Source organism: Mycobacterium sp. NGS56, from assembly GCF_059812425.1.
On sequence record NZ_JCALCQ010000011.1, the window covers coordinates 79817 to 97328 of the forward strand.

Sequence of the window (17512 nt, forward strand, 5' to 3'; positions counted from 1 at the left end):
TGTGCGAACCATGAAAGGAAGCTAGGGAATAAGCGATGACTCAGTTCACTATTCCGGGATTGACCGATAAGCAGGCGGCACGGCTCACCGAACTGCTGCAAAAGCAACTGAGCACCTACAACGATCTTCACCTGACGCTGAAGCACATTCACTGGAACGTGGTTGGCCCGAACTTCATCGGCGTGCACGAGATGATCGACCCGCAAGTGGACGCGGTGCGTGGGTTTGCCGACGATGTTGCCGAACGTATTGCGGCGCTTGGCGCTTCACCGCAGGGAACGCCCGGCGCCATCATCAAGGACCGGTCGTGGGACGACTACTCGGTGGGCCGGGACACGGTACAGGCGCACCTGGCCGCCCTGGATCTCGTCTACACCGGCGTCATCGAGGACATCCGCCAATACATCGACGAGACAGAGGAACTCGACCAGGTGACCCAGGACCTGCTGATCGGCCAGGCGGGGCAGTTGGAGAAGTTCCAATGGTTCGTCCGGGCGCACCTGGAAAGCGCCGGCGGAGAACTGGCGCACAAGGGTAAGAGCACCGAGAAGGATGCCGCGAGCAGCGCACGTGGCAAATCCTAGAAAATCCGTTCCGCGTAACTACGCACCTTCGCCCCGGCACCTTCATGCCGGGGCGAATGCGTTTCGTCGACGTGAGCGACCCGGCCCTCGGGGAATAAGTGGACCATAGTCCGGTTATATAGGCAGCTACTTCACCAGGAGGCCAGATGCCTGCAGTCACGGCTAACACGCTGACGTTGCCAAGGGTCAGCGGTCCCGGCCCCGCCGACACCGAGCGCCCGGTCCGATCGATCACCACCGGCCCTCGTGGCTACGAGGGCGAGGGCTTTCCCGTCGTGCGCGCCTTCGCTGGAGTCAGCGCGGTCGCGCTCGATCCGTTCGTGCACATGGACCAGATGGGCGAGGTCGAATATGAGCCGGGCGAACCGCGGGGCACCGGCTGGCATCCGCACCGCGGCTTCGAAACCGTGACCTACATGCTCGACGGGAAGTTTGCCCACCAGGATTCCCATGGCGGTGGCGGCCTGATCGCCGACGGTGCAACGCAATGGATGACGGCCGGCTCGGGCATCTTGCACATCGAGACGCCACCGGCCGAGCTGGTCGAGGGCGGCGGGCTCTTCCACGGCGTCCAGCTCTGGGTGAACCTGCCGAAGAAAGACAAGTTCGCGCCACCGCGGTATCAGTCGATCGAAGGCGGCGACGTCGCCTTGCTCGCTTCCGACGACGGTGGAGCGCTGATTCGCGTCATCGCCGGCAACGTCGACGGCCATCGGGGCCCCGGCATCACTCACACGCCGATCACCCTCGCGCACGCGACGATCGAGAACGGGGCACAGCTCAACATTGGGTGGCGGCGCGACTTCAATGCCCTGGTCTATGTGTTGTCCGGCAGCGGTTACGTCGGCCCGGTCGCCCATCCGATCCACCAGGGACAGTTAGCGGTTCTGGGGCCCGGCGATCGGATCACCGTGGGAACCCGGCAGGTCCGGCCTTCGGACACGACGCCGGGAGCCATTGATTTGCTACTTCTGGGCGGGCAGCCGATTCGCGAGCCGGTATTCCACTACGGCCCTTTCGTAATGAACAGTCGGGCGGAATTGATCGAGGCGCTCGAGGACTACCAGGCCGGAAAGTTTGGCAGCATTCCACCAAATGCGCTAATGCCGCACCACGGCGGTGGCACACTTTAGCAATGCTTCCACGGGGGACTCGCAGACCGGGACGGCCGCCTGCCGCGAAGGCCGACGAGACCCGGCAGCGAATAATCCAAGCTGCACGTTTGGTGTTCAGCGAACGCGGCTACGACGGCGCGACGTTTCAGGCCATCGCTGCGCGCGCGGATCTCACCCGGCCCGCGATCAACCATTACTTCTCCAGCAAACGGGCGCTTTATCGCGAAGTTCTGGCGGACACCAACGAATCCGTCATCGGAGCCGGCATCAAACAGGCAGAACGCGAAACGACCCTTGCGGCACAGTTGACGGCATTCATTGCCGAAGCGACGAGTGCCAATTCGAAGAATCCGGCCGGATCCGCGTTTTTAGTCACGGCCGTCCTGGAATCACAGCGCCATCCGGATTTGGTGGGAAGCGACACCGATTCCGTCCGGATTGCCCGAAATTTCCTGCTGGGTGTCATCAACGACGCGATCGAGCGCGGCGAGATCATCGCCGGCGTCGAGGCGTCGGCATTGACCGAGGCGCTGCTGGTGCTGGTCTGCGGGGTCGGGCTCTATGCGGGCTACATCGAGAGCCCGGAAAACCTGCTGGCCATCGTCGGTGTGATGCGTCAGCTCCTGGAAGGTGCGTTCCAGAAGCCAACCACGTAGCACCCGTCGGCGCGCAGTGAAGTTGCGCACAAAGCGTATAGGCTAACTAACTTATTCTGTACCATGGTCGGGACATGACTGACCTGGATGCCTCGTTGCCGCCTTCCGTACGGTCCGCCGGCGACAGCTGGACCATCACCGAACTCGTCGGCGCCACAGCACTGGGCGTCGCCGCGTCACGTGCCGCCGAAAGTGCCGGACCCGATCCGCTGATCCGCGACGACTTCGCGCGTCTGCTGGTGTCGTCCGCCGGTCCGGCATGGGCGCGGCTGGCCGACCCCAATCTCGCCTGGCTCGACGGTGATGAGCACGGACAGCGCGCGCATCGCTGCGGTATCGACTACCAGGCCGTGCGCACCCACTTTTTCGACGAGTACTTCGCGAACGCCGTCGCAGCAGGGATCCGCCAGGTGGTGATTCTGGCCGCCGGGCTCGACTCCAGGGCTTACCGGTTGGACTGGTCGGCCGGCACCACGGTCTATGAGATGGACCAGCCGCAGGTGCTGGAATACAAGGCCGACATCTTGCAGCAGCACGGCGCCGTGCCATCCGCTATCCGGCGTCCCGTCCCGGTTGACCTGCGTGACGATTGGCCCGCAGCCCTGACCGCCGCCGGATTCGACCGCACCCAACCCACCGCATGGCTGGCCGAAGGCCTGCTGCCGTACCTGCCCAGCGACGCCCAGGACCGGCTGTTCGACATGGTCACCGCCCTCAGCTCACCGGACAGTCAGATCGCGATCGAGATGTTCGGCATGAACTCGCGGAGCAACTCTCAGCGCTGGCTGCGGATGCGGGACCGGCTCGGTTTGGATGTCAACGTCCAGGCGCTGACCTACCACGAGCCGGACCGTTCCGACGCCGCGGCGTGGCTGGCCGAACACGGCTGGCGCGTGCACAGCGTGAGCAACCTCGACGAGATGGCCCGGCTGGGCCGTCCAGTACCCGACGACCTGACCGACGAAGCGGTGCGCAGCACGTTGCTGCGGGCCCGCTTCGACAAGCCCGCCGCCTGACCAAGGATCGAACCGAGGAGCACCGGTATGAGTTCACTGCGCACCCACGATGACACCTGGGACATCAAGAGCAGCGTCGGCACCACCGCGGTGATGGTGGCCGCGGCGCGCGCCGTCGAGACCGAACGTCCCGACGCGCTCATCCGCGACCCCTACGCCAAGCTGCTGGTCAGCAATTCCGGTGCCGGCGTGCTGTGGGAGGCCATGCTCGACCCGGAGATCGCGGCCAAGGTCGAAGCCCTCGACGAAGAGTCCGCGGCGCACCTGCACCACATGCGCGGCTACCAGGCGGTGCGGACGCACTTCTTCGACACGTTCTTCACCGACGCCGTCACCGCCGGGATCCGCCAGATCGTGATCCTGGCGTCGGGGCTGGACTCCCGCGCATACCGGTTGGACTGGCCGGCCGGCACCACGGTCTACGAGCTCGACCAGCCCGACGTGCTGGCCTACAAGGCGACCACGCTGGCGGAGAATGGGGCCACGCCCTCGGCCGAGCGCCGCGAAGTCGCCATCGATCTGCGCCAGGACTGGCCCGCCGCGCTGCGTGCTGCGGGCTTCGACCCCACCCAGCGCACCGCCTGGCTGGCCGAGGGCCTGCTGATGTACCTGCCGGCCGAAGCCCAGGACCGGTTGTTCACCCTGATCGGCGAGCTGAGCCCGCCCGGAAGTCGTGTCTCGGCGGAAACCGCACCCAATCACGCCGACGAGCGCCGCCAGCAGATGCGGGAACGGTTCAAGAAGGTGGCCGACGAGATCGGCTTGGAGCAGACCCTCGACGTAGGTGAGCTGATGTATCGCGACGAGCACCGCGCAAACGTCACAGAATGGCTCAACGAACACGGCTGGCGTGCGACGGCCGAGCACTCGACCGCCGCGATGCGCAGGCTGGGCCGCTGGAACGACAACGTCGCGCTGGCCGATGACAAGGACGCGTTCTCCGACTTCGTGGTCGCCGAGCGCTTGTAAGGGCACACACCGCTTCCTGACGGCGACACCCGTCGTAGGTACGCGTAAGGAGCCGTCCTCGCCGACCCGCCGTAGGTTCACCGTTGGCTCGCGGCTGCGGTTACCCGGAATTCGCCTGGTCATCCGGGACAATGGTCACTCATTATGGGCAGCGGCGGATCCGACCGGTCGCACCGCTGGGTGCTGAGCAGAGGCCGCCTCGTCGCCGCCACCGCCTCGGCGTTCGTCATGGCGATCACCGGGATGGGGTGGACGGGTTATCACACAGCCCTGGGCAAGATCATCATTTCGCACGCCCTACCGAATGCGGCGACGACGCTGGACGGCAGCCAGAACATTTTGCTGATGGGTCTGGACAGCCGGCTGGACCAGAACGGCAAGCCGCTGCCCCAAGAGATCTATGAGGCGCTGCATGCCGGTGACGAAAGCTCGGGCGGCTACAACGCCAATGTCCTTATCGTCGTGCATATTTCGGATGGCGACGGGCCACTCACCGCGATATCGATCCCGCGCGACGATTACGCGGAGTTACCGGGCTGCCCGGGGTCGGTGTGCGCCGGCAAGATCAAGCAGGCGTACGGCCTGGCCTACCAGCAGTCGTTGAATTCGCAGGCGGCCGGGAATTCGGGTGGTACGGGCGCCAACAACTTGACGGCTCGCGAGCAAACCGCCCGCGAAGCGGGCCGTAAGGCCGAAATCAACGCGGTCAAAGACTTTCTGGGGATTTCGGTCGACCATTTCGTCGAGGTCACCCTGGGTGCGTTCTTTCAAATCGCCAAAGCCGTCGAGCCGATCACCGTGTGCCTCAACGCCGATACGCGGGACAGTTATTCGGGTGCCGACTTCCACCAAGGAGTGCAGCGCATCGACGCCGCGGACGCGATGGCCTTCGTGCGGCAGCGGCGCGACGAAAACGACGGCTCATTCACCGATTTCGACCGCACGCGGCGACAACAGGCGTTCCTGGTGTCGCTGGTCAAGGCGGCTCGCGGCGGCGGTGCGCTGTCCAGCATGAGCGGGCTGCGCAAACTGCTGGAGGTCGCTCGCGACAACGTCGCCGTCGACGACGGGCTGGACGTCATGGAATTCGCCTCCCGGGCCTCGCGATTGAGCGAGCGTCCGCTGTCGCTGTATACCCTGCCGATCGCCGGCTTCGGCCAAGACGCCAACGGTTCCGACATCAACCAGGTCGATCTTCCGACCATCCGGCGCATCGTCAGCGAGCGCTTCATGTCGGACACACCCGTCGCGCTCGAGGCCGCAGCACCGAACACCCAGCCCCCGCGGTCGTTGGCCGAACCCGCGATTCTGGACGTCGTCAACGCGACGTCACGAGACGGGCTGGCGGGCGCCGTCGAGGAGGCCTTCGCCGCCCGCGGTTTCACCCGCGGCAGCGCCACGACCGCGGCGGTCCCGACCGACGACAGCGTCATCGAATACGGCCCCGGGGCCGAGCGGGGCGCCCAGTTCCTGGCCGACCAGCTGCACGTGCCGGCGACGGCGAACGACGCCGTGGCCCCCGGGACGGTGCGGCTGACCGTGGGAGCGCAGTTTCCTGCCGGCGACTACCTCGCCCACCCTGGCGCAACGACCGACCCGTCCGGGTCCGGCCAGGTGAGTGCCGTGGCCGCCAGCGGCACCGGCGACCGTGCTCCGGCCCCGACCGACCTCAGCCAGATGAGTGCGGCGGACGTCCCCTGCGTGAAGTGAACTGACCGGGTTGGTGGGCGCCTTGCCCCCAGGGGTCGAAACCATCTGGCCCGGCGAGACCGGGGGTTGGCAGGATCCTTCCTATTGGTCTCCCAACCGGATGGTTAGTATCGCGGTTATCACCGATGAGCGGCGGCCGCGCAGCGGGACTCTGCTCGGGAAGGACAATGATGACCACCGAATCGGTTGCATCGAAGACATCGGCCTCCACGAACGGGACCGCACCGGCCGATATCCCCGCCACCGTCGCCCGGCTTCGTCAGACCTTCGCCACCGGACGCACCCGTGACATCGAATGGCGCAAACGCCAGCTGCTGCAACTGGTGAAGTTGATGGAGGAGAATGAGGCCGCGATCTCCGCGGCGCTCGCCGAAGACCTGGACCGCAGCCCCTTTGAGGCCTATATCGCCGATATCGCCACCACCGCCGGTGAGGCCAAGTACGCGGCCAAGCGGGTGCGCAAGTGGACGCGGCGCAAGTATCGATTGCTGGAGATGCCGCAGCTGCCCGGTCGTGGCTGGGTGGAGTACGAGCCCTACGGCACCGTGCTGATCATCGGCGCCTGGAACTACCCCTTCTACCTGACGCTGGGTCCGGCGGTGGGCGCGATCGCCGCCGGGAACGCCGTCATCCTCAAGCCCTCGGAGATCGCCGCGGCGTCGGCGCACGTGATGGCCGACCTGGTGCCGAAATATCTCGACAACGATGCCATCGCGGTGGTCGAGGGTGACGGCGCGACGAGCCAGGAGCTCATCGCGCAGGGCCTGGACCGCGTGCTGTTCACCGGCGGCACCGAGATCGGCCGCAAGGTTTACGAGGGTGCGGCACCGCACCTGACCCCGTGCACCCTGGAACTCGGCGGCAAGAGCCCGGTGATCGTCGCGGCGGACGCCGACGTCGAGGTGGCGGCCAAGCGGATCGCCTGGATGAAACTGCTCAACGCCGGACAGACCTGTGTCGCACCCGATTACGTGCTGGCGGACGCAGCGATCCGCGACGAACTGGTCGACAAGATCGGTGCTGCCATCACCAAGTTCACCTCCGACAAGCCGAACGGCATGCGGGTGGTCAATCAGCGCCAATTCGACCGGATCAGTAGTTACCTGTCCAGCGGCGACGGCAAGGTCACCGTCGGTGGGGCTTGCGACGCGTCGAACCTGCGCATCCAGCCCGCCGTGGTGGTGGACCCTGACCCGGACGGGCCGCTGATGCAGAACGAGATCTTCGGTCCGGTCCTGCCGGTGATCACCGTCAAAAACCTGGACGAGGCAATACGTTTCGTGAACTCACGCCCCAAACCACTGTCGGCCTACCTGTTCACCAAGCGGCGGGAGACCCGCGAGCGGGTGATCAAGGAAGTGCCGGCCGGCGGCATGCTGGTCAACCACATCGCCTTCCAGGTGTCGACGGCCAAGCTGCCGTTCGGCGGCGTCGGCGCCTCGGGAATGGGGGCCTACCACGGCAAGTGGGGCTTCGACGAGTTCAGCCACCGCAAGTCGGTCTTGACCAAACCCACTCGGCCCGACCTGTCCAGCTTCATCTACCCTCCGTACACCGAGCGGGCTTTCAAGATGGCCCGCCGGATGTTCTGACAGCTGGCTTCATCGAACGCGTTGCCAGACCGAGTTTTTGATAGTTAGAGAGGAAACCTATGCCCGGAGTGCAGGATCGCGTCATCGTCGTCACCGGAGCCGGTGGCGGACTCGGCCGTGAGTACGCCCTGACCCTTGCCAAGGAGGGTGCCAGCGTCGTCGTCAACGACCTCGGCGGTTCGCGCGATGGCACCGGCGCCGGCCACAACATGGCCGACGAGGTGGTCAAGGAGATCAAGGACGCCGGCGGACGGGCTGTCGCCAACTACGACAGCGTCGCCGAGCCCGAGGGCGGCGAGAACATCATCAAAACCGCGCTCGACGAATTCGGCGCGGTGCACGGCGTGGTCAGCAACGCCGGCATCCTGCGCGACGGCACCTTCCACAAGATGTCCTTCGAGAACTGGGATGCCGTGCTCAAGGTGCACCTCTATGGTGGCTACAACGTCATCCGCGCCGCCTGGCCGCATTTCCGTGAGCAGAGCTACGGCCGCGTGGTGGTCGCCACCTCCACCAGCGGGCTCTTCGGCAACTTCGGCCAAACCAACTACGGTGCGGCCAAACTCGGCCTGGTCGGATTGATCAACAGCCTGGCGCTGGAGGGGGCGAAGTACAACATCCACGCCAACGCGATCGCGCCGATCGCGGCGACCCGGATGACTGAAGACATCCTTCCCAAGGAAGTTCTGGAGAAACTGACGCCCGAGTACGTCGCTCCGGTGGTCGCGTACCTGTGCACCGAGGAAAATCCCAACAGCGCGTCGGTTTTCGTGGTCGGTGGCGGCAAGGTGCAGCGCGTCGCGCTGTTCCAGAACCAGGGCGTCAACTACGACAAGCCGCCGTCGGTGGAGGACATCGCCTCGCAGTGGGACGAGATCACCGATCTGTCCACGGCAAAGCAGGCCGACTTCAAGCTGGGGTGAGTTGGTTGCGACAGGGCGGTCAGCGAGTCAGGCGAGCAACTCGCCGCGCAGGCGTTCCACGTCAGCCTCGCTGACGCCCGCGTCGCGCAGGTAGCCGTCCAGCGACCCGAATTCCACGTCGATGGTGTGGCGTGCGGCCTCCAGGTACTCCGGCCGCACGCCGAGCACTCCGTCGGACAGGCGGGCCTCGGTGAACGTCATCACCTCCGGCGTGAGCTCGACGTCGGAACGCTGCTGGATCATCTCGGAGATGTGGTCACGGAGTTGGGGGACCGCGGCGTTGCTGCGCAGGTAGTCGGCGACGATCGTGTCATGGTCGACGCCGACCACTTCGAGCACCGTAGCGATCACGAAACCGGTGCGGTCCTTGCCCGCGAAGCAGTGCGTGAGCACCGGACGCCCAGCTCCCAGTAACGAAAAGACTTGCCGCACAGCGCGTTGGGCCCCGTTGCGCGTCGGAAACTGCCGGTACTCCGCGATCATGTGGCGGACGGCGGCGTCGTTGACGGACTCGTCGGACTGGCTGGCGTCGCCTTGGAACAAGCGGCGGAATGCGTGTTCGTGCGGCGCTTCGTCGCTTGGTTCATCGTCGCCGAGGTCGGGAAGGGGGAGCCGGTGAATCTCGATGCCGTCAGGAACCAATCCCGGACCACGCCGGGCCACTTCCTGGTTCGCACGCAAGTCGGCGACATCGGTGATGCCCAACTCGCGGAGCGTTGCGCGCCCGGCGTCGTCGAGCCGGCTCAGTTCACCGGAGCGGAACAGCCGCCCGGGCCGCAGCGCGGGCGTCCCGTCGGCGACATCGCGAAAGTTCCACGCGCCGGACAGTTCTCGCAGGACCTCAGGCATGTGTGGTGACCGCCGCGGCGAGGGCGGATTTTTCCTTGCCGAGTTCGGCGCGGGCGATCGTCCGCATGTGCACCTCGTCGGGGCCGTCGAAGAGCCGCATGGCTCGGTGCCAGGCGTACAGGCGGGCCAGGGCGGTGTCCTCGCTGACACCCGCGGCCCCGTGCACCTGGATGGCGCGGTCGATGACGTCGCACGCCACCTGCGGCGCGACCGCCTTGATCTGTGAAACCAATGTGTGGGCGGCCTTGTTGCCATGCTGGTCGATGGTCCATGCGGCCTTCTCGCAGAGCAGCCTGGCCTGGTCGATCTCGTTGCGGGACTTGGCAATCGACTCCCGCACTACGCCCTGGTCGGCCAGCGGACGGCCGAACGCCACCCGCTTGGAGGCCCGGTCCACCATGAGGGCCAGCGCTCGCTCCGAGCCGCCCAGGGCACGCATGCAGTGGTGGATGCGGCCCGGCCCCAGCCGTGCCTGCGCGATGGCGAAGCCGCCGCCCTCCTCGCCCAGCAGGTTGGTGACGGGTACGCGGACGTTGTCGTAAATGATCTCGCAGTGTCCGGGCTGGTCTTGGAAGCCGAAGACGCTGGTCGAGCGGACCACCGTGACACCCGGCGTATCGATGGGCACCAGCACCATCGACTGTTGTTGGTGGCTCGCCGCTTCGGGGTTGGTGCGACCCATCACGATCAGGATCTTGCAGCGGGGGTCCGCCGCGCCCGACGTCCACCACTTGCGACCGTTGATCACGTAGTCGCCGCCGTCGCGGACGATAGAGGTCTCGATATTGCGGGCGTCGCTGCTGGCGACGGCGGGCTCGGTCATCGAGAAGCCGCTGCGGATTTCGCCGGCCAGCAATGGCTCCAGCCATTGCTGGCGTTGCTGCTCGGTGGCGAACAGGTGCAGGGTCTCCATGTTGCCGGTGTCGGGCGCCGCGCAGTTGAGCGCCTCGGGGGCGATCTCCAGGCTCCAGCCGGTGATCTCGGCCAGCGGCGCGTATTCCAAGTTGGTCAGGCCCGACTCCGCCGGCAGGAAGAGGTTCCACAGCCCTTGCGCCCGGGCTTTGACTTTGAGTTCTTCGATGACGGGCGGGACCGTGTGGTCGTGGGGGCCGGCTTCGTCGCGGTATTTGTCGTATTCGGCCTCGGCCGGGAACACGTATTCCGTCATGAAGTCGGACAGTCGCTTGTGGTAGTCGCTGGCTTTGGCCGACATCGCGAAGTCCATGCCCGTCACGATAGGACACGTGTCGAGTTCGCTGTGTTGCGGTCGTCAGCGCAATGCTTACGCCGCGATGAAAACGCGTCGGTACAGGCGCACGATGGACGGCATGAGTGAATTGCGCCCGCCGTTCCCGCCGTTCACCCGGGAAACGGCGATCCAGAAGGTTCAGGCCGCAGAGGACGCGTGGAATACGTGCGATCCCCGACGCGTCAGCCTCGCCTACACGGTCGATTCGCAGTGGCGCAATCGCGGCGAACACGTGGTTGGCCGCGACGAGATCATCGCGTTCCTGACCCGCAAGTGGCAGCGCGAGCTCGATTACTCGCTCCGCAAGAGCCTGTGGGACTTCACCGACAACCGCATCGCGGTGCGCTTCCAATACGAATGCCACGACCAGTCCGGCCAGTGGTATCGCAGCTACGGCAATGAGTTGTGGGAGTTCACCGAGTCGGGACTGATGGCGCGCCGCGAAGCGAGTATCAACGACGTGCCGATCGACGAATCGCAGCGCCGCTACTTCGGGCGCCGGCCGGAATCCGAACACGGTCAGGACATGCCGCTGTGGTAGCGGGCAAGCGGATCTGGCGCGACGGCGGTGCGGCCGGCGTAACCGGAGTGCGGAAGAGGCGCGCAACCGAATTCGGAGCAACAACCTCATCTTGTGACCTCACAACGGCACGGGCGCTACTGCATCGCCTCGCGGCGGCGAACGATCGACCGCAGGATCGATCGCCGCGGCCGGGGTATGCGCGCCCTGGCGTGGCCCGGAGCCGATCACACGTCCAGGGTGAAACCTGGTTAAGGTAGCGAAGCGCGCGGCCGAGCCAGCGCCACGCCCATCGGCAGGGACAGTACGGGAAAGTACGGAAAGTAGATGTACGCGCCATGACAAATGCGCAGACGACGGTAGGAGTGGTCGCCGAATCCGGCGTCGACGAGCGGCGGGTCGCGCTGGTGCCGAAGGCGGTCGCGTCGCTGGTGAGCAGCGGCGTCGCGGTGGTGGTCGAGCCCGGTGCCGGCGAGCGGGCGCTGTTGCCCGACGCCCTCTACACCGAGGCCGGTGCCAGCATCGGCGACGCCTGGGCCGCCGACGTGGTGGTCAAGGTCGCGCCGCCGACCCAGGCCGAGGTCGCCAAGCTGCACAGCGGCCAGACGCTGATCGGTTTCCTCGCGCCGCGCAACGTCGACAACTCGATCGCGGCCCTCAAGCAGGCCGGCGTGCAGGCATTCGCGCTCGAGGCCATTCCCCGGATCTCGCGGGCGCAGGCAATGGACGCGCTGTCGTCGCAGGGCAACGTGGCCGGCTACAAAGCGGTGCTGCTGGCGGCCTCGGAGTCCACCCGGTTCTTCCCGATGCTGACGACGGCGGCCGGCACCGTGAAGCCCGCGACCGTGCTGGTGCTCGGCGTGGGCGTGGCCGGGCTGCAGGCGCTGGCGACGGCCAAGCGGCTGGGCGCGCGCACCACCGGTTACGACGTGCGCCCCGAGGTGGCCGATCAGGTGCGCTCGGTGGGGGCGCAGTGGTTGTCGCTCGGCGACAAAGACGTGGCCGCCGCCGGTGAGGGCGGCTACGCCCGGGAGCTCACCGACGAGGAGCGCGCCCAGCAACAGAAGGCTCTCGAAGAGGCGATCGGCGGCTTCGACGTCGTGATCACCACCGCGCTGGTCCCGGGACGGCCGGCACCGCGCCTGGTCACCGCCGCAGCGGTGGAGGCGATGAAGCCGGGCAGTGTGGTGGTGGACCTGGCCGGCGAGACCGGGGGTAACTGCGAGCTCACCGAACCCGGGCAGACGGTCGTCAAGTACGACGTCACCATCGCGTCGCCGCTGAACCTGCCGGCGACCATGCCCGAACACGCCAGCGAGCTCTACAGCAAGAACATCACCGCACTGCTGGACCTGTTGCTCACCGACGGCAAGCTGGCGCCCGACTTCGACGACGAGGTCGTTGCGGACTCCTGCGTGACGCGGACCGCTGCCGGCGGCGACGCAGATCCGAGCGATGCCGAGAGCCGGCGCCAGACAGGCTGAGAGGACTACATGTACGACGAGCTATTGGCCAACCTGGCGATCCTGGTGCTGTCCGGATTCGTCGGGTTCGCGGTCATCTCCAAGGTGCCCAACACCTTGCACACGCCGCTGATGTCGGGCACCAACGCGATCCACGGCATCGTGGTGCTGGGCGCCCTGGTGGTGTTCGGCTCCGTCGAGCACCCGTCGCTTGCGGTGCAGATCATCCTGTTCGTCGCCGTGGTGTTCGGCACGCTGAACGTCATCGGCGGGTTCATCGTGACCGACCGGATGCTGGGCATGTTCAAGGGCAAGAAGAAACCCCTGCCCGCATCGAGCGAGGAGCCGGCGGCCAAATGAACTACTTGGTGATCGGCCTCTACATCATTTCCTTTGCGCTTTTCATCTACGGCCTGATGGGCCTGACCGGGCCCAAAACGGCGGTGCGGGGCAACCTGATCGCCGCGGTGGGTATGGCGCTGGCCGTGACGGCGACCCTGATCAAGATCCGCCACACCGACCAGTGGGTGCTGATCATCGCCGGCCTGGTGGTCGGCGTCGTGCTCGGCGTCCCGCCGGCTCGCTACACCAAGATGACGGCCATGCCGCAGCTGGTGGCGTTCTTCAACGGCGTCGGCGGTGGCACGGTCGCATTGATCGCGCTGTCGGAATTCATTGAAACCAGCGGCTTTTCGGCATTCCGGCACGGCGAGTCACCGACCGTGCACATCGTGGTGGCCTCGTTGTTCGCCGCGATCATCGGCTCGATCTCGTTCTGGGGATCGATCATCGCGTTCGGCAAGCTGCAGGAGATCATCTCCGGGTCGCCGATCGGCTTCGGTAAGGCGCAGCAGCCGATCAACCTGCTGCTGCTGGCCGCGGCCGTAATCGCCGCGGTGGTGATCGGGCTGCACGCCCACCCAGGCGGTGCCGGGGCAGCACTGTGGTGGATGGTCGGCCTGCTGGCCGCCGCGGGCGTGCTGGGTCTGATGGTGGTGCTGCCGATCGGTGGCGCCGACATGCCGGTGGTCATTTCGCTGCTGAACGCGATGACGGGCCTGTCGGCCGCGGCCGCGGGCCTGGCGCTGAACAACACGGCGATGATCGTGGCCGGCATGATCGTCGGCGCGTCGGGTTCGATCTTGACCAACCTGATGGCCAAGGCCATGAACCGCTCGATCCCGGCGATCGTCGCGGGCGGCTTCGGCGGAGTGGTCGTCAGCGGCGGCCCCGATGGTCAAGGTGGCGACAAGACCGTCAAGGCCACGTCGGCCGCCGACGCCGCGATCCAGATGGCCTACGCCAACCAGGTGATCGTGGTGCCCGGCTACGGGCTGGCCGTCGCGCAGGCCCAGCACGCCGTCAAGGACATGGCGGCCCTGCTGGAGGACAAGGGCGTGGAGGTCAAGTACGCCATCCACCCGGTGGCGGGCCGGATGCCCGGGCACATGAACGTCTTGCTGGCCGAGGCCGAGGTTGACTACGACGCCATGAAGGACATGGACGACATCAATGACGAATTCGCCCGCACCGACGTCGCGATCGTCATCGGCGCCAACGACGTCACCAACCCGGCAGCCCGCAACGACGCGTCCAGCCCGATCTACGGCATGCCGATCCTCAACGTCGACAAGGCCAAGTCGGTGATTGTGCTCAAACGGTCGATGAATTCCGGCTTCGCGGGCATCGACAACCCGCTGTTCTACGGCGAGGGAACCAGCATGCTGTTCGGCGACGCGAAGAAATCGGTGACCGAGGTCGCCGAGGAACTCAAGGCGCTATAAGCAACGTGATGATCGCAAGCGCAGCGAAGCTGGGCGCGGCGGGTCACCACGACAAAGATGGGGTTAGACAGGCGGGTACGCCGGGGGCGGGTATCCGTTTCCGTCGGTGACCCCACGCAGGCCCCAGGTCAGGTACCGCATGAAGAACTCGATCTCGTCGCTTCCGTCGTAATCCGGACTCGGATCCATCGGCCCCACCTCTCGACTCATCGCGTTCGATGAGGAGTCTAGTCGCATACGCGTGCACGTGACACCCGGCGTTTTGCATAAACTGTCCAACCAGTTGATTGATAGCTATTCTGGGCCGGACTGGCCCCTGGCCAGGCCATACGACGATAGTGAGAACAGATGCCCACCGACAGCACCACCCCGAATGGGCAAACCCGGCGCCAAGAGCTGCTGGCGGTAGCCACCAAGCTGTTTGCGGCCCGCGGCTATCACGGCACCCGGATGGACGACGTGGCCGACGTGATCGGCCTGAACAAGGCGACCGTCTACCACTACTACGCCAGCAAGTCGCTGATCCTGTTCGACATCTACCGCCAGGCCGCCGAGGGCACGCTGGCCGCCGTGCACGACGACCCGTCCTGGACGGCGCGCGAGGCCCTCTACCAGTACACGGTTCGCCTGCTCACCGGCATCGCCAGCGATCCGGAGCGGGCGGCCGTGTATTTCCAGGAGCAGCCGTACATCACCGAATGGTTCACCAGTGAGCAGGTAGCCGAGGTCCGCGAGAAGGAAGCTCAGGTCTACCACCACGTGCACGGCCTGATCGACCGCGGGATCGCCAGCGGCGAGTTCTACCCCTGCGACTCGCACGTGCTGGCGCTGGGCTACATCGGCATGACGCTGGGCAGCTACCGCTGGCTGCGTCCCAGCGGCCGGCGCTCGGCCAAGGAGATCGCCGCCGAGTTCAGCACCGCGCTGCTGCGCGGGTTGATCCGCGACGAAGGCATCCGCACGACGTCTCCGCTGGGGCCTTAGCGCGCTTCCCGCCGAGATTCCCGCCACGGCAGTGAAAGCTGCGGCCGGAACAGCCCTCACGGCAATCTCGTTGGCGACCGGACCACGCTCCGCCCGGTGCGCTTCTAAATTAGTGGACTAGTGTCTAGAAAAGTTTGAGCGCTCAACGGACGGAGACTCTCATGGCGATCCGCGTCGCGCACGTCGGCACCGGAAATGTCGGAGGGCTGGCCCTCGCCGAACTCATCACCAACCCGCAGTTCGAACTGGTCGGCGTGTGCGTCTCGACGCCCGCCAAGGTCGGTAAGGACGCCGGCGAGTTGTGTGGCGTCGGTCTGGACGCCGGCGTGGTCACGGGCGTTGCGGCCGTCGATGACCTGGACGCGATCATCGCGGCCAAACCCGACTGTGTCGTCTACTGCGCGATGGGCGACACCCGACTGCCCGAGGCGATGGCCGACGTCATGCGCATCCTGGCAGCGGGCATCAACGTCGTCGGGTCGTCGCCCGGGCTGCTGCAATACCCGTGGGGTGTCATGCCCGACAAGTACATCGCCCGCGTAAAAGACGCTGCCAAGCAAGGCAATTCGAGCATCTTCATCAGCGGTGTAGATCCGGGATTCGCCAATGACCTGATTCCGTTGGCGCTCGCGGGGACCTGTCAGCGCATCGAGCAGGTGCGCTGCATGGAGATTCACGACTACGCGTCGTACAACGGAACCGAGGTCATGGACTACATGGGCTTCGCTCGCCCCATGGACGAGATTCCGATGCTGCTTCAGCCGGGCATCCTCAGCATCGCGTGGGGCACCGCGATCCGCCAGTTGGCGGCCGGCCTCGGCATCGAGGTCGACGAGATCACCGAGTCTTACCAGCGCGAGCCGGCACCCGAGGACTTCGACATCGCGGTCGGTCACGTGGCCAAGGGCACCGTGGCGGTGCTGCAGTTCGAGATTCGCGGCATGGTCAAGGGTCACCCCGCCATCGTCATCGAGCACGTCACCAGGCTGCGACCGGACCTGCGTCCCGACCTGCCCCAGCCCGCCGCGGGCGACGGCTCCTACCGCGTCGAGATCACCGGCGAGCCCTCGTATGCGGTCGACATCATTCCCAGCAGCCGCAAGGGCGACCACAACCACGCGGCCATCGCGGGCGCCGCGGGCCGCGTCGTCAACGCCATCCCCGCCGTGATCGCGGCGCCGCCCGGCATTCGCACCACACTCGATTTGCCGCTGGTAACGGGCAAAGGCCTTTACGCACCAAGCACTTTGGTTACCACCTAAACGAAAGGAGACCCGCGTGGGTCGGGTAGACGGCAAGGTAGCGCTGATCAGCGGTGGCGCAGGCGGGATGGGTGCCGAAGACGCTCGCCTGCTGGTCGAGGAAGGCGCCAAGGTTGTTATCGGCGACATCCTCGACGACCAGGGCAAGGCGCTCGCCGACGAGATCGGTGACTCCGCGCGCTACGTGCACCTCGATGTCACCCAGCCGGACCAGTGGGACGCCGCGGTCGCCACAGCGATCGGCGAATTCGGCAAGCTCAACGTGCTGGTCAACAATGCCGGAACCGTCGCGCTCGGGCCGCTGAAAAGCTTCGATCTGGCCAAGTGGCAGAGGGTGATTGACGTCAACCTGACCGGGACGTTTTTGGGTATGCGGGCAGCGGTCGAGCCGATGATCGCGGCCGGTGGCGGCTCGATCATCAACGTGTCGTCCATCGAGGGCCTGCGCGGCGCACCCATGGTGCACCCCTACGTCGCGTCGAAGTGGGGTGTGCGCGGGCTGGCGAAGTCGGCGGCTTTGGAGTTGGCGCCGCACAACATTCGGGTGAACTCGGTGCACCCGGGGTTCATCCGCACCCCGATGACCGCCCATTTGCCCGAGGACATGGTGACGATTCCGCTCGGGCGCCCGGGCGAGGTCCGGGAAGTCGCGACGTTTGTGCTCTTCCTGGCCAGCGACGAGTCGTCCTACTCCACCGGCAGCGAGTACGTGATGGACGGCGGGCTGGTCACCGACGTGAATCACAAGGAGTTCTAGCGCGCCGCGCTGTAGGCAGGCTGTTTTCCTCACGGGAGGCAATGTTGCTGTTGCCCGCCTTTGAGCGACAACCGGCGGT

18 protein-coding genes are annotated in these 17512 nt (G+C 66.1%); 15 read left to right on the forward strand and 3 right to left on the reverse strand.

What is annotated here, in order from left to right; translation table 11 throughout:
- The first annotated feature begins 35 nt into the window (after positions 1–35).
- The 8 genes from AC5Y4F_RS21490 (at position 36) to AC5Y4F_RS21525 (ending at position 8565) form a co-directional block, all read left to right on the forward strand.
- The gene (locus tag AC5Y4F_RS21490) at positions 36–584 is read left to right on the forward strand and encodes a Dps family protein (RefSeq protein WP_067932879.1); all 549 of its coding nucleotides are present in this window, start codon (positions 36–38) and stop codon (positions 582–584) included.
- 146 nt (positions 585–730) lie between these two features.
- Positions 731–1717 (forward strand): pirin family protein, encoded by a 987-nt coding sequence (locus AC5Y4F_RS21495; RefSeq protein ID WP_067932877.1) that lies wholly within the window; start codon positions 731–733, stop codon positions 1715–1717.
- Between the two features lie 2 nt (positions 1718–1719).
- Positions 1720–2355 (forward strand): TetR/AcrR family transcriptional regulator, encoded by a 636-nt coding sequence (locus tag AC5Y4F_RS21500; protein ID WP_082947532.1) that lies wholly within the window; start codon positions 1720–1722, stop codon positions 2353–2355.
- A 74-nt stretch (positions 2356–2429) separates the two neighbouring features.
- Entirely contained in the window at positions 2430–3371 is a 942-nt protein-coding gene (locus tag AC5Y4F_RS21505) for a class I SAM-dependent methyltransferase (protein WP_499998476.1), read from the forward strand.
- A gap of 27 nt (positions 3372–3398) precedes the next feature.
- Positions 3399–4340 (forward strand): class I SAM-dependent methyltransferase, encoded by a 942-nt coding sequence (locus tag AC5Y4F_RS21510; RefSeq protein ID WP_499998478.1) that lies wholly within the window; start codon positions 3399–3401, stop codon positions 4338–4340.
- Positions 4341–4484: 144 nt separating this feature from the next.
- Positions 4485–6050 (forward strand): LCP family protein, encoded by a 1566-nt coding sequence (locus AC5Y4F_RS21515; protein ID WP_499998480.1) that lies wholly within the window; start codon positions 4485–4487, stop codon positions 6048–6050.
- Between the two features lie 167 nt (positions 6051–6217).
- Positions 6218–7642: an aldehyde dehydrogenase family protein gene (locus tag AC5Y4F_RS21520; RefSeq protein ID WP_067932866.1), complete on the forward strand. Its 1425-nt coding sequence runs from the start codon at positions 6218–6220 to the stop codon at positions 7640–7642.
- A gap of 59 nt (positions 7643–7701) precedes the next feature.
- The gene (locus AC5Y4F_RS21525; protein ID WP_067932864.1) at positions 7702–8565 is read left to right on the forward strand and encodes an SDR family oxidoreductase; all 864 of its coding nucleotides are present in this window, start codon (positions 7702–7704) and stop codon (positions 8563–8565) included.
- A 27-nt stretch (positions 8566–8592) separates the two neighbouring features.
- Here the strand turns inward: AC5Y4F_RS21525 and AC5Y4F_RS21530 are convergent, their stop codons facing one another.
- Both AC5Y4F_RS21530 and AC5Y4F_RS21535 read right to left on the reverse strand, forming a co-directional pair.
- Positions 8593–9414, reverse strand: a complete 822-nt coding sequence (locus AC5Y4F_RS21530; RefSeq protein WP_067932862.1) for a tyrosine-protein phosphatase — start codon at positions 9412–9414, stop codon at positions 8593–8595.
- A complete protein-coding gene (locus AC5Y4F_RS21535; RefSeq protein WP_499998601.1) occupies positions 9407–10627 on the reverse strand; it encodes an acyl-CoA dehydrogenase family protein in 1221 nt (406 codons plus the stop codon). The genes AC5Y4F_RS21530 and AC5Y4F_RS21535 overlap by 8 nt, the downstream gene beginning before the upstream one ends.
- 115 nt (positions 10628–10742) lie before the next feature.
- On the opposite strand from AC5Y4F_RS21535, the gene AC5Y4F_RS21540 reads away from it, so the two are divergent.
- The 4 genes from AC5Y4F_RS21540 to AC5Y4F_RS21555 all read left to right on the forward strand — a co-directional run bounded on the left by AC5Y4F_RS21540 (position 10743) and on the right by AC5Y4F_RS21555 (position 14430).
- A complete protein-coding gene (locus AC5Y4F_RS21540) occupies positions 10743–11204 on the forward strand; it encodes a nuclear transport factor 2 family protein (protein WP_067933020.1) in 462 nt (153 codons plus the stop codon).
- A 317-nt stretch (positions 11205–11521) separates the two neighbouring features.
- Positions 11522–12667 (forward strand): Re/Si-specific NAD(P)(+) transhydrogenase subunit alpha, encoded by a 1146-nt coding sequence (locus AC5Y4F_RS21545; RefSeq protein WP_499998484.1) that lies wholly within the window; start codon positions 11522–11524, stop codon positions 12665–12667.
- A 9-nt stretch (positions 12668–12676) separates the two neighbouring features.
- Complete coding sequence (locus AC5Y4F_RS21550; protein ID WP_067932858.1) at positions 12677–13006, forward strand: NAD(P) transhydrogenase subunit alpha part 2; 330 nt, start codon at positions 12677–12679, stop codon at positions 13004–13006.
- Positions 13003–14430, forward strand: coding sequence for an NAD(P)(+) transhydrogenase (Re/Si-specific) subunit beta (locus AC5Y4F_RS21555; RefSeq protein ID WP_067932856.1), 1428 nt, complete (start codon positions 13003–13005; stop codon positions 14428–14430). The genes AC5Y4F_RS21550 and AC5Y4F_RS21555 overlap by 4 nt, the downstream gene beginning before the upstream one ends.
- Positions 14431–14493: 63 nt before the next feature.
- Here AC5Y4F_RS21555 and AC5Y4F_RS21560 read toward each other — a convergent pair whose 3' ends face one another.
- Entirely contained in the window at positions 14494–14619 is a 126-nt protein-coding gene (locus AC5Y4F_RS21560; protein ID WP_003874194.1) for a hypothetical protein, read from the reverse strand.
- Positions 14620–14778: 159 nt separating this feature from the next.
- On the opposite strand from AC5Y4F_RS21560, the gene AC5Y4F_RS21565 reads away from it, so the two are divergent.
- From AC5Y4F_RS21565 to AC5Y4F_RS21575, 3 genes are all read left to right on the forward strand, one after another.
- Positions 14779–15414, forward strand: a complete 636-nt coding sequence (locus AC5Y4F_RS21565) for a TetR/AcrR family transcriptional regulator (protein ID WP_067932854.1) — start codon at positions 14779–14781, stop codon at positions 15412–15414.
- 161 nt (positions 15415–15575) lie between these two features.
- Complete coding sequence (locus AC5Y4F_RS21570) at positions 15576–16676, forward strand: NAD(P)H-dependent amine dehydrogenase family protein (protein ID WP_067932852.1); 1101 nt, start codon at positions 15576–15578, stop codon at positions 16674–16676.
- A 16-nt stretch (positions 16677–16692) separates the two neighbouring features.
- The gene (locus tag AC5Y4F_RS21575; RefSeq protein WP_067932850.1) at positions 16693–17433 is read left to right on the forward strand and encodes a glucose 1-dehydrogenase; all 741 of its coding nucleotides are present in this window, start codon (positions 16693–16695) and stop codon (positions 17431–17433) included.
- Positions 17434–17512: the final 79 nt, after the last annotated feature.

What these genes read in the sequence shown, in the direction of transcription:
- AC5Y4F_RS21520 (WP_067932866.1), top strand. Translation starts at nt 6,218, where the DNA reads ATGATGACCACCGAATCGGTTGCATCGAAGACATCGGCCTCCACGAAC.
- AC5Y4F_RS21540 (WP_067933020.1), top strand. Translation starts at nt 10,743, where the DNA reads ATGAGTGAATTGCGCCCGCCGTTCCCGCCGTTCACCCGGGAAACGGCG.
- AC5Y4F_RS21555 (WP_067932856.1), top strand. Translation starts at nt 13,003, where the DNA reads ATGAACTACTTGGTGATCGGCCTCTACATCATTTCCTTTGCGCTTTTC.
- AC5Y4F_RS21550 (WP_067932858.1), top strand. Translation starts at nt 12,677, where the DNA reads ATGTACGACGAGCTATTGGCCAACCTGGCGATCCTGGTGCTGTCCGGA.
- AC5Y4F_RS21560 (WP_003874194.1), bottom strand. Translation starts at nt 14,619, where the DNA reads ATGGATCCGAGTCCGGATTACGACGGAAGCGACGAGATCGAGTTCTTC.
- AC5Y4F_RS21495 (WP_067932877.1), top strand. Translation starts at nt 731, where the DNA reads ATGCCTGCAGTCACGGCTAACACGCTGACGTTGCCAAGGGTCAGCGGT.
- AC5Y4F_RS21535 (WP_499998601.1), bottom strand. Translation starts at nt 10,627, where the DNA reads ATGTCGGCCAAAGCCAGCGACTACCACAAGCGACTGTCCGACTTCATG.
- AC5Y4F_RS21565 (WP_067932854.1), top strand. Translation starts at nt 14,779, where the DNA reads ATGCCCACCGACAGCACCACCCCGAATGGGCAAACCCGGCGCCAAGAG.
- AC5Y4F_RS21500 (WP_082947532.1), top strand. Translation starts at nt 1,720, where the DNA reads ATGCTTCCACGGGGGACTCGCAGACCGGGACGGCCGCCTGCCGCGAAG.
- AC5Y4F_RS21510 (WP_499998478.1), top strand. Translation starts at nt 3,399, where the DNA reads ATGAGTTCACTGCGCACCCACGATGACACCTGGGACATCAAGAGCAGC.
- AC5Y4F_RS21505 (WP_499998476.1), top strand. Translation starts at nt 2,430, where the DNA reads ATGACTGACCTGGATGCCTCGTTGCCGCCTTCCGTACGGTCCGCCGGC.
- AC5Y4F_RS21530 (WP_067932862.1), bottom strand. Translation starts at nt 9,414, where the DNA reads ATGCCTGAGGTCCTGCGAGAACTGTCCGGCGCGTGGAACTTTCGCGAT.
- AC5Y4F_RS21490 (WP_067932879.1), top strand. Translation starts at nt 36, where the DNA reads ATGACTCAGTTCACTATTCCGGGATTGACCGATAAGCAGGCGGCACGG.
- AC5Y4F_RS21545 (WP_499998484.1), top strand. Translation starts at nt 11,522, where the DNA reads ATGACAAATGCGCAGACGACGGTAGGAGTGGTCGCCGAATCCGGCGTC.
- AC5Y4F_RS21570 (WP_067932852.1), top strand. Translation starts at nt 15,576, where the DNA reads ATGGCGATCCGCGTCGCGCACGTCGGCACCGGAAATGTCGGAGGGCTG.
- AC5Y4F_RS21525 (WP_067932864.1), top strand. Translation starts at nt 7,702, where the DNA reads ATGCCCGGAGTGCAGGATCGCGTCATCGTCGTCACCGGAGCCGGTGGC.
- AC5Y4F_RS21515 (WP_499998480.1), top strand. Translation starts at nt 4,485, where the DNA reads ATGGGCAGCGGCGGATCCGACCGGTCGCACCGCTGGGTGCTGAGCAGA.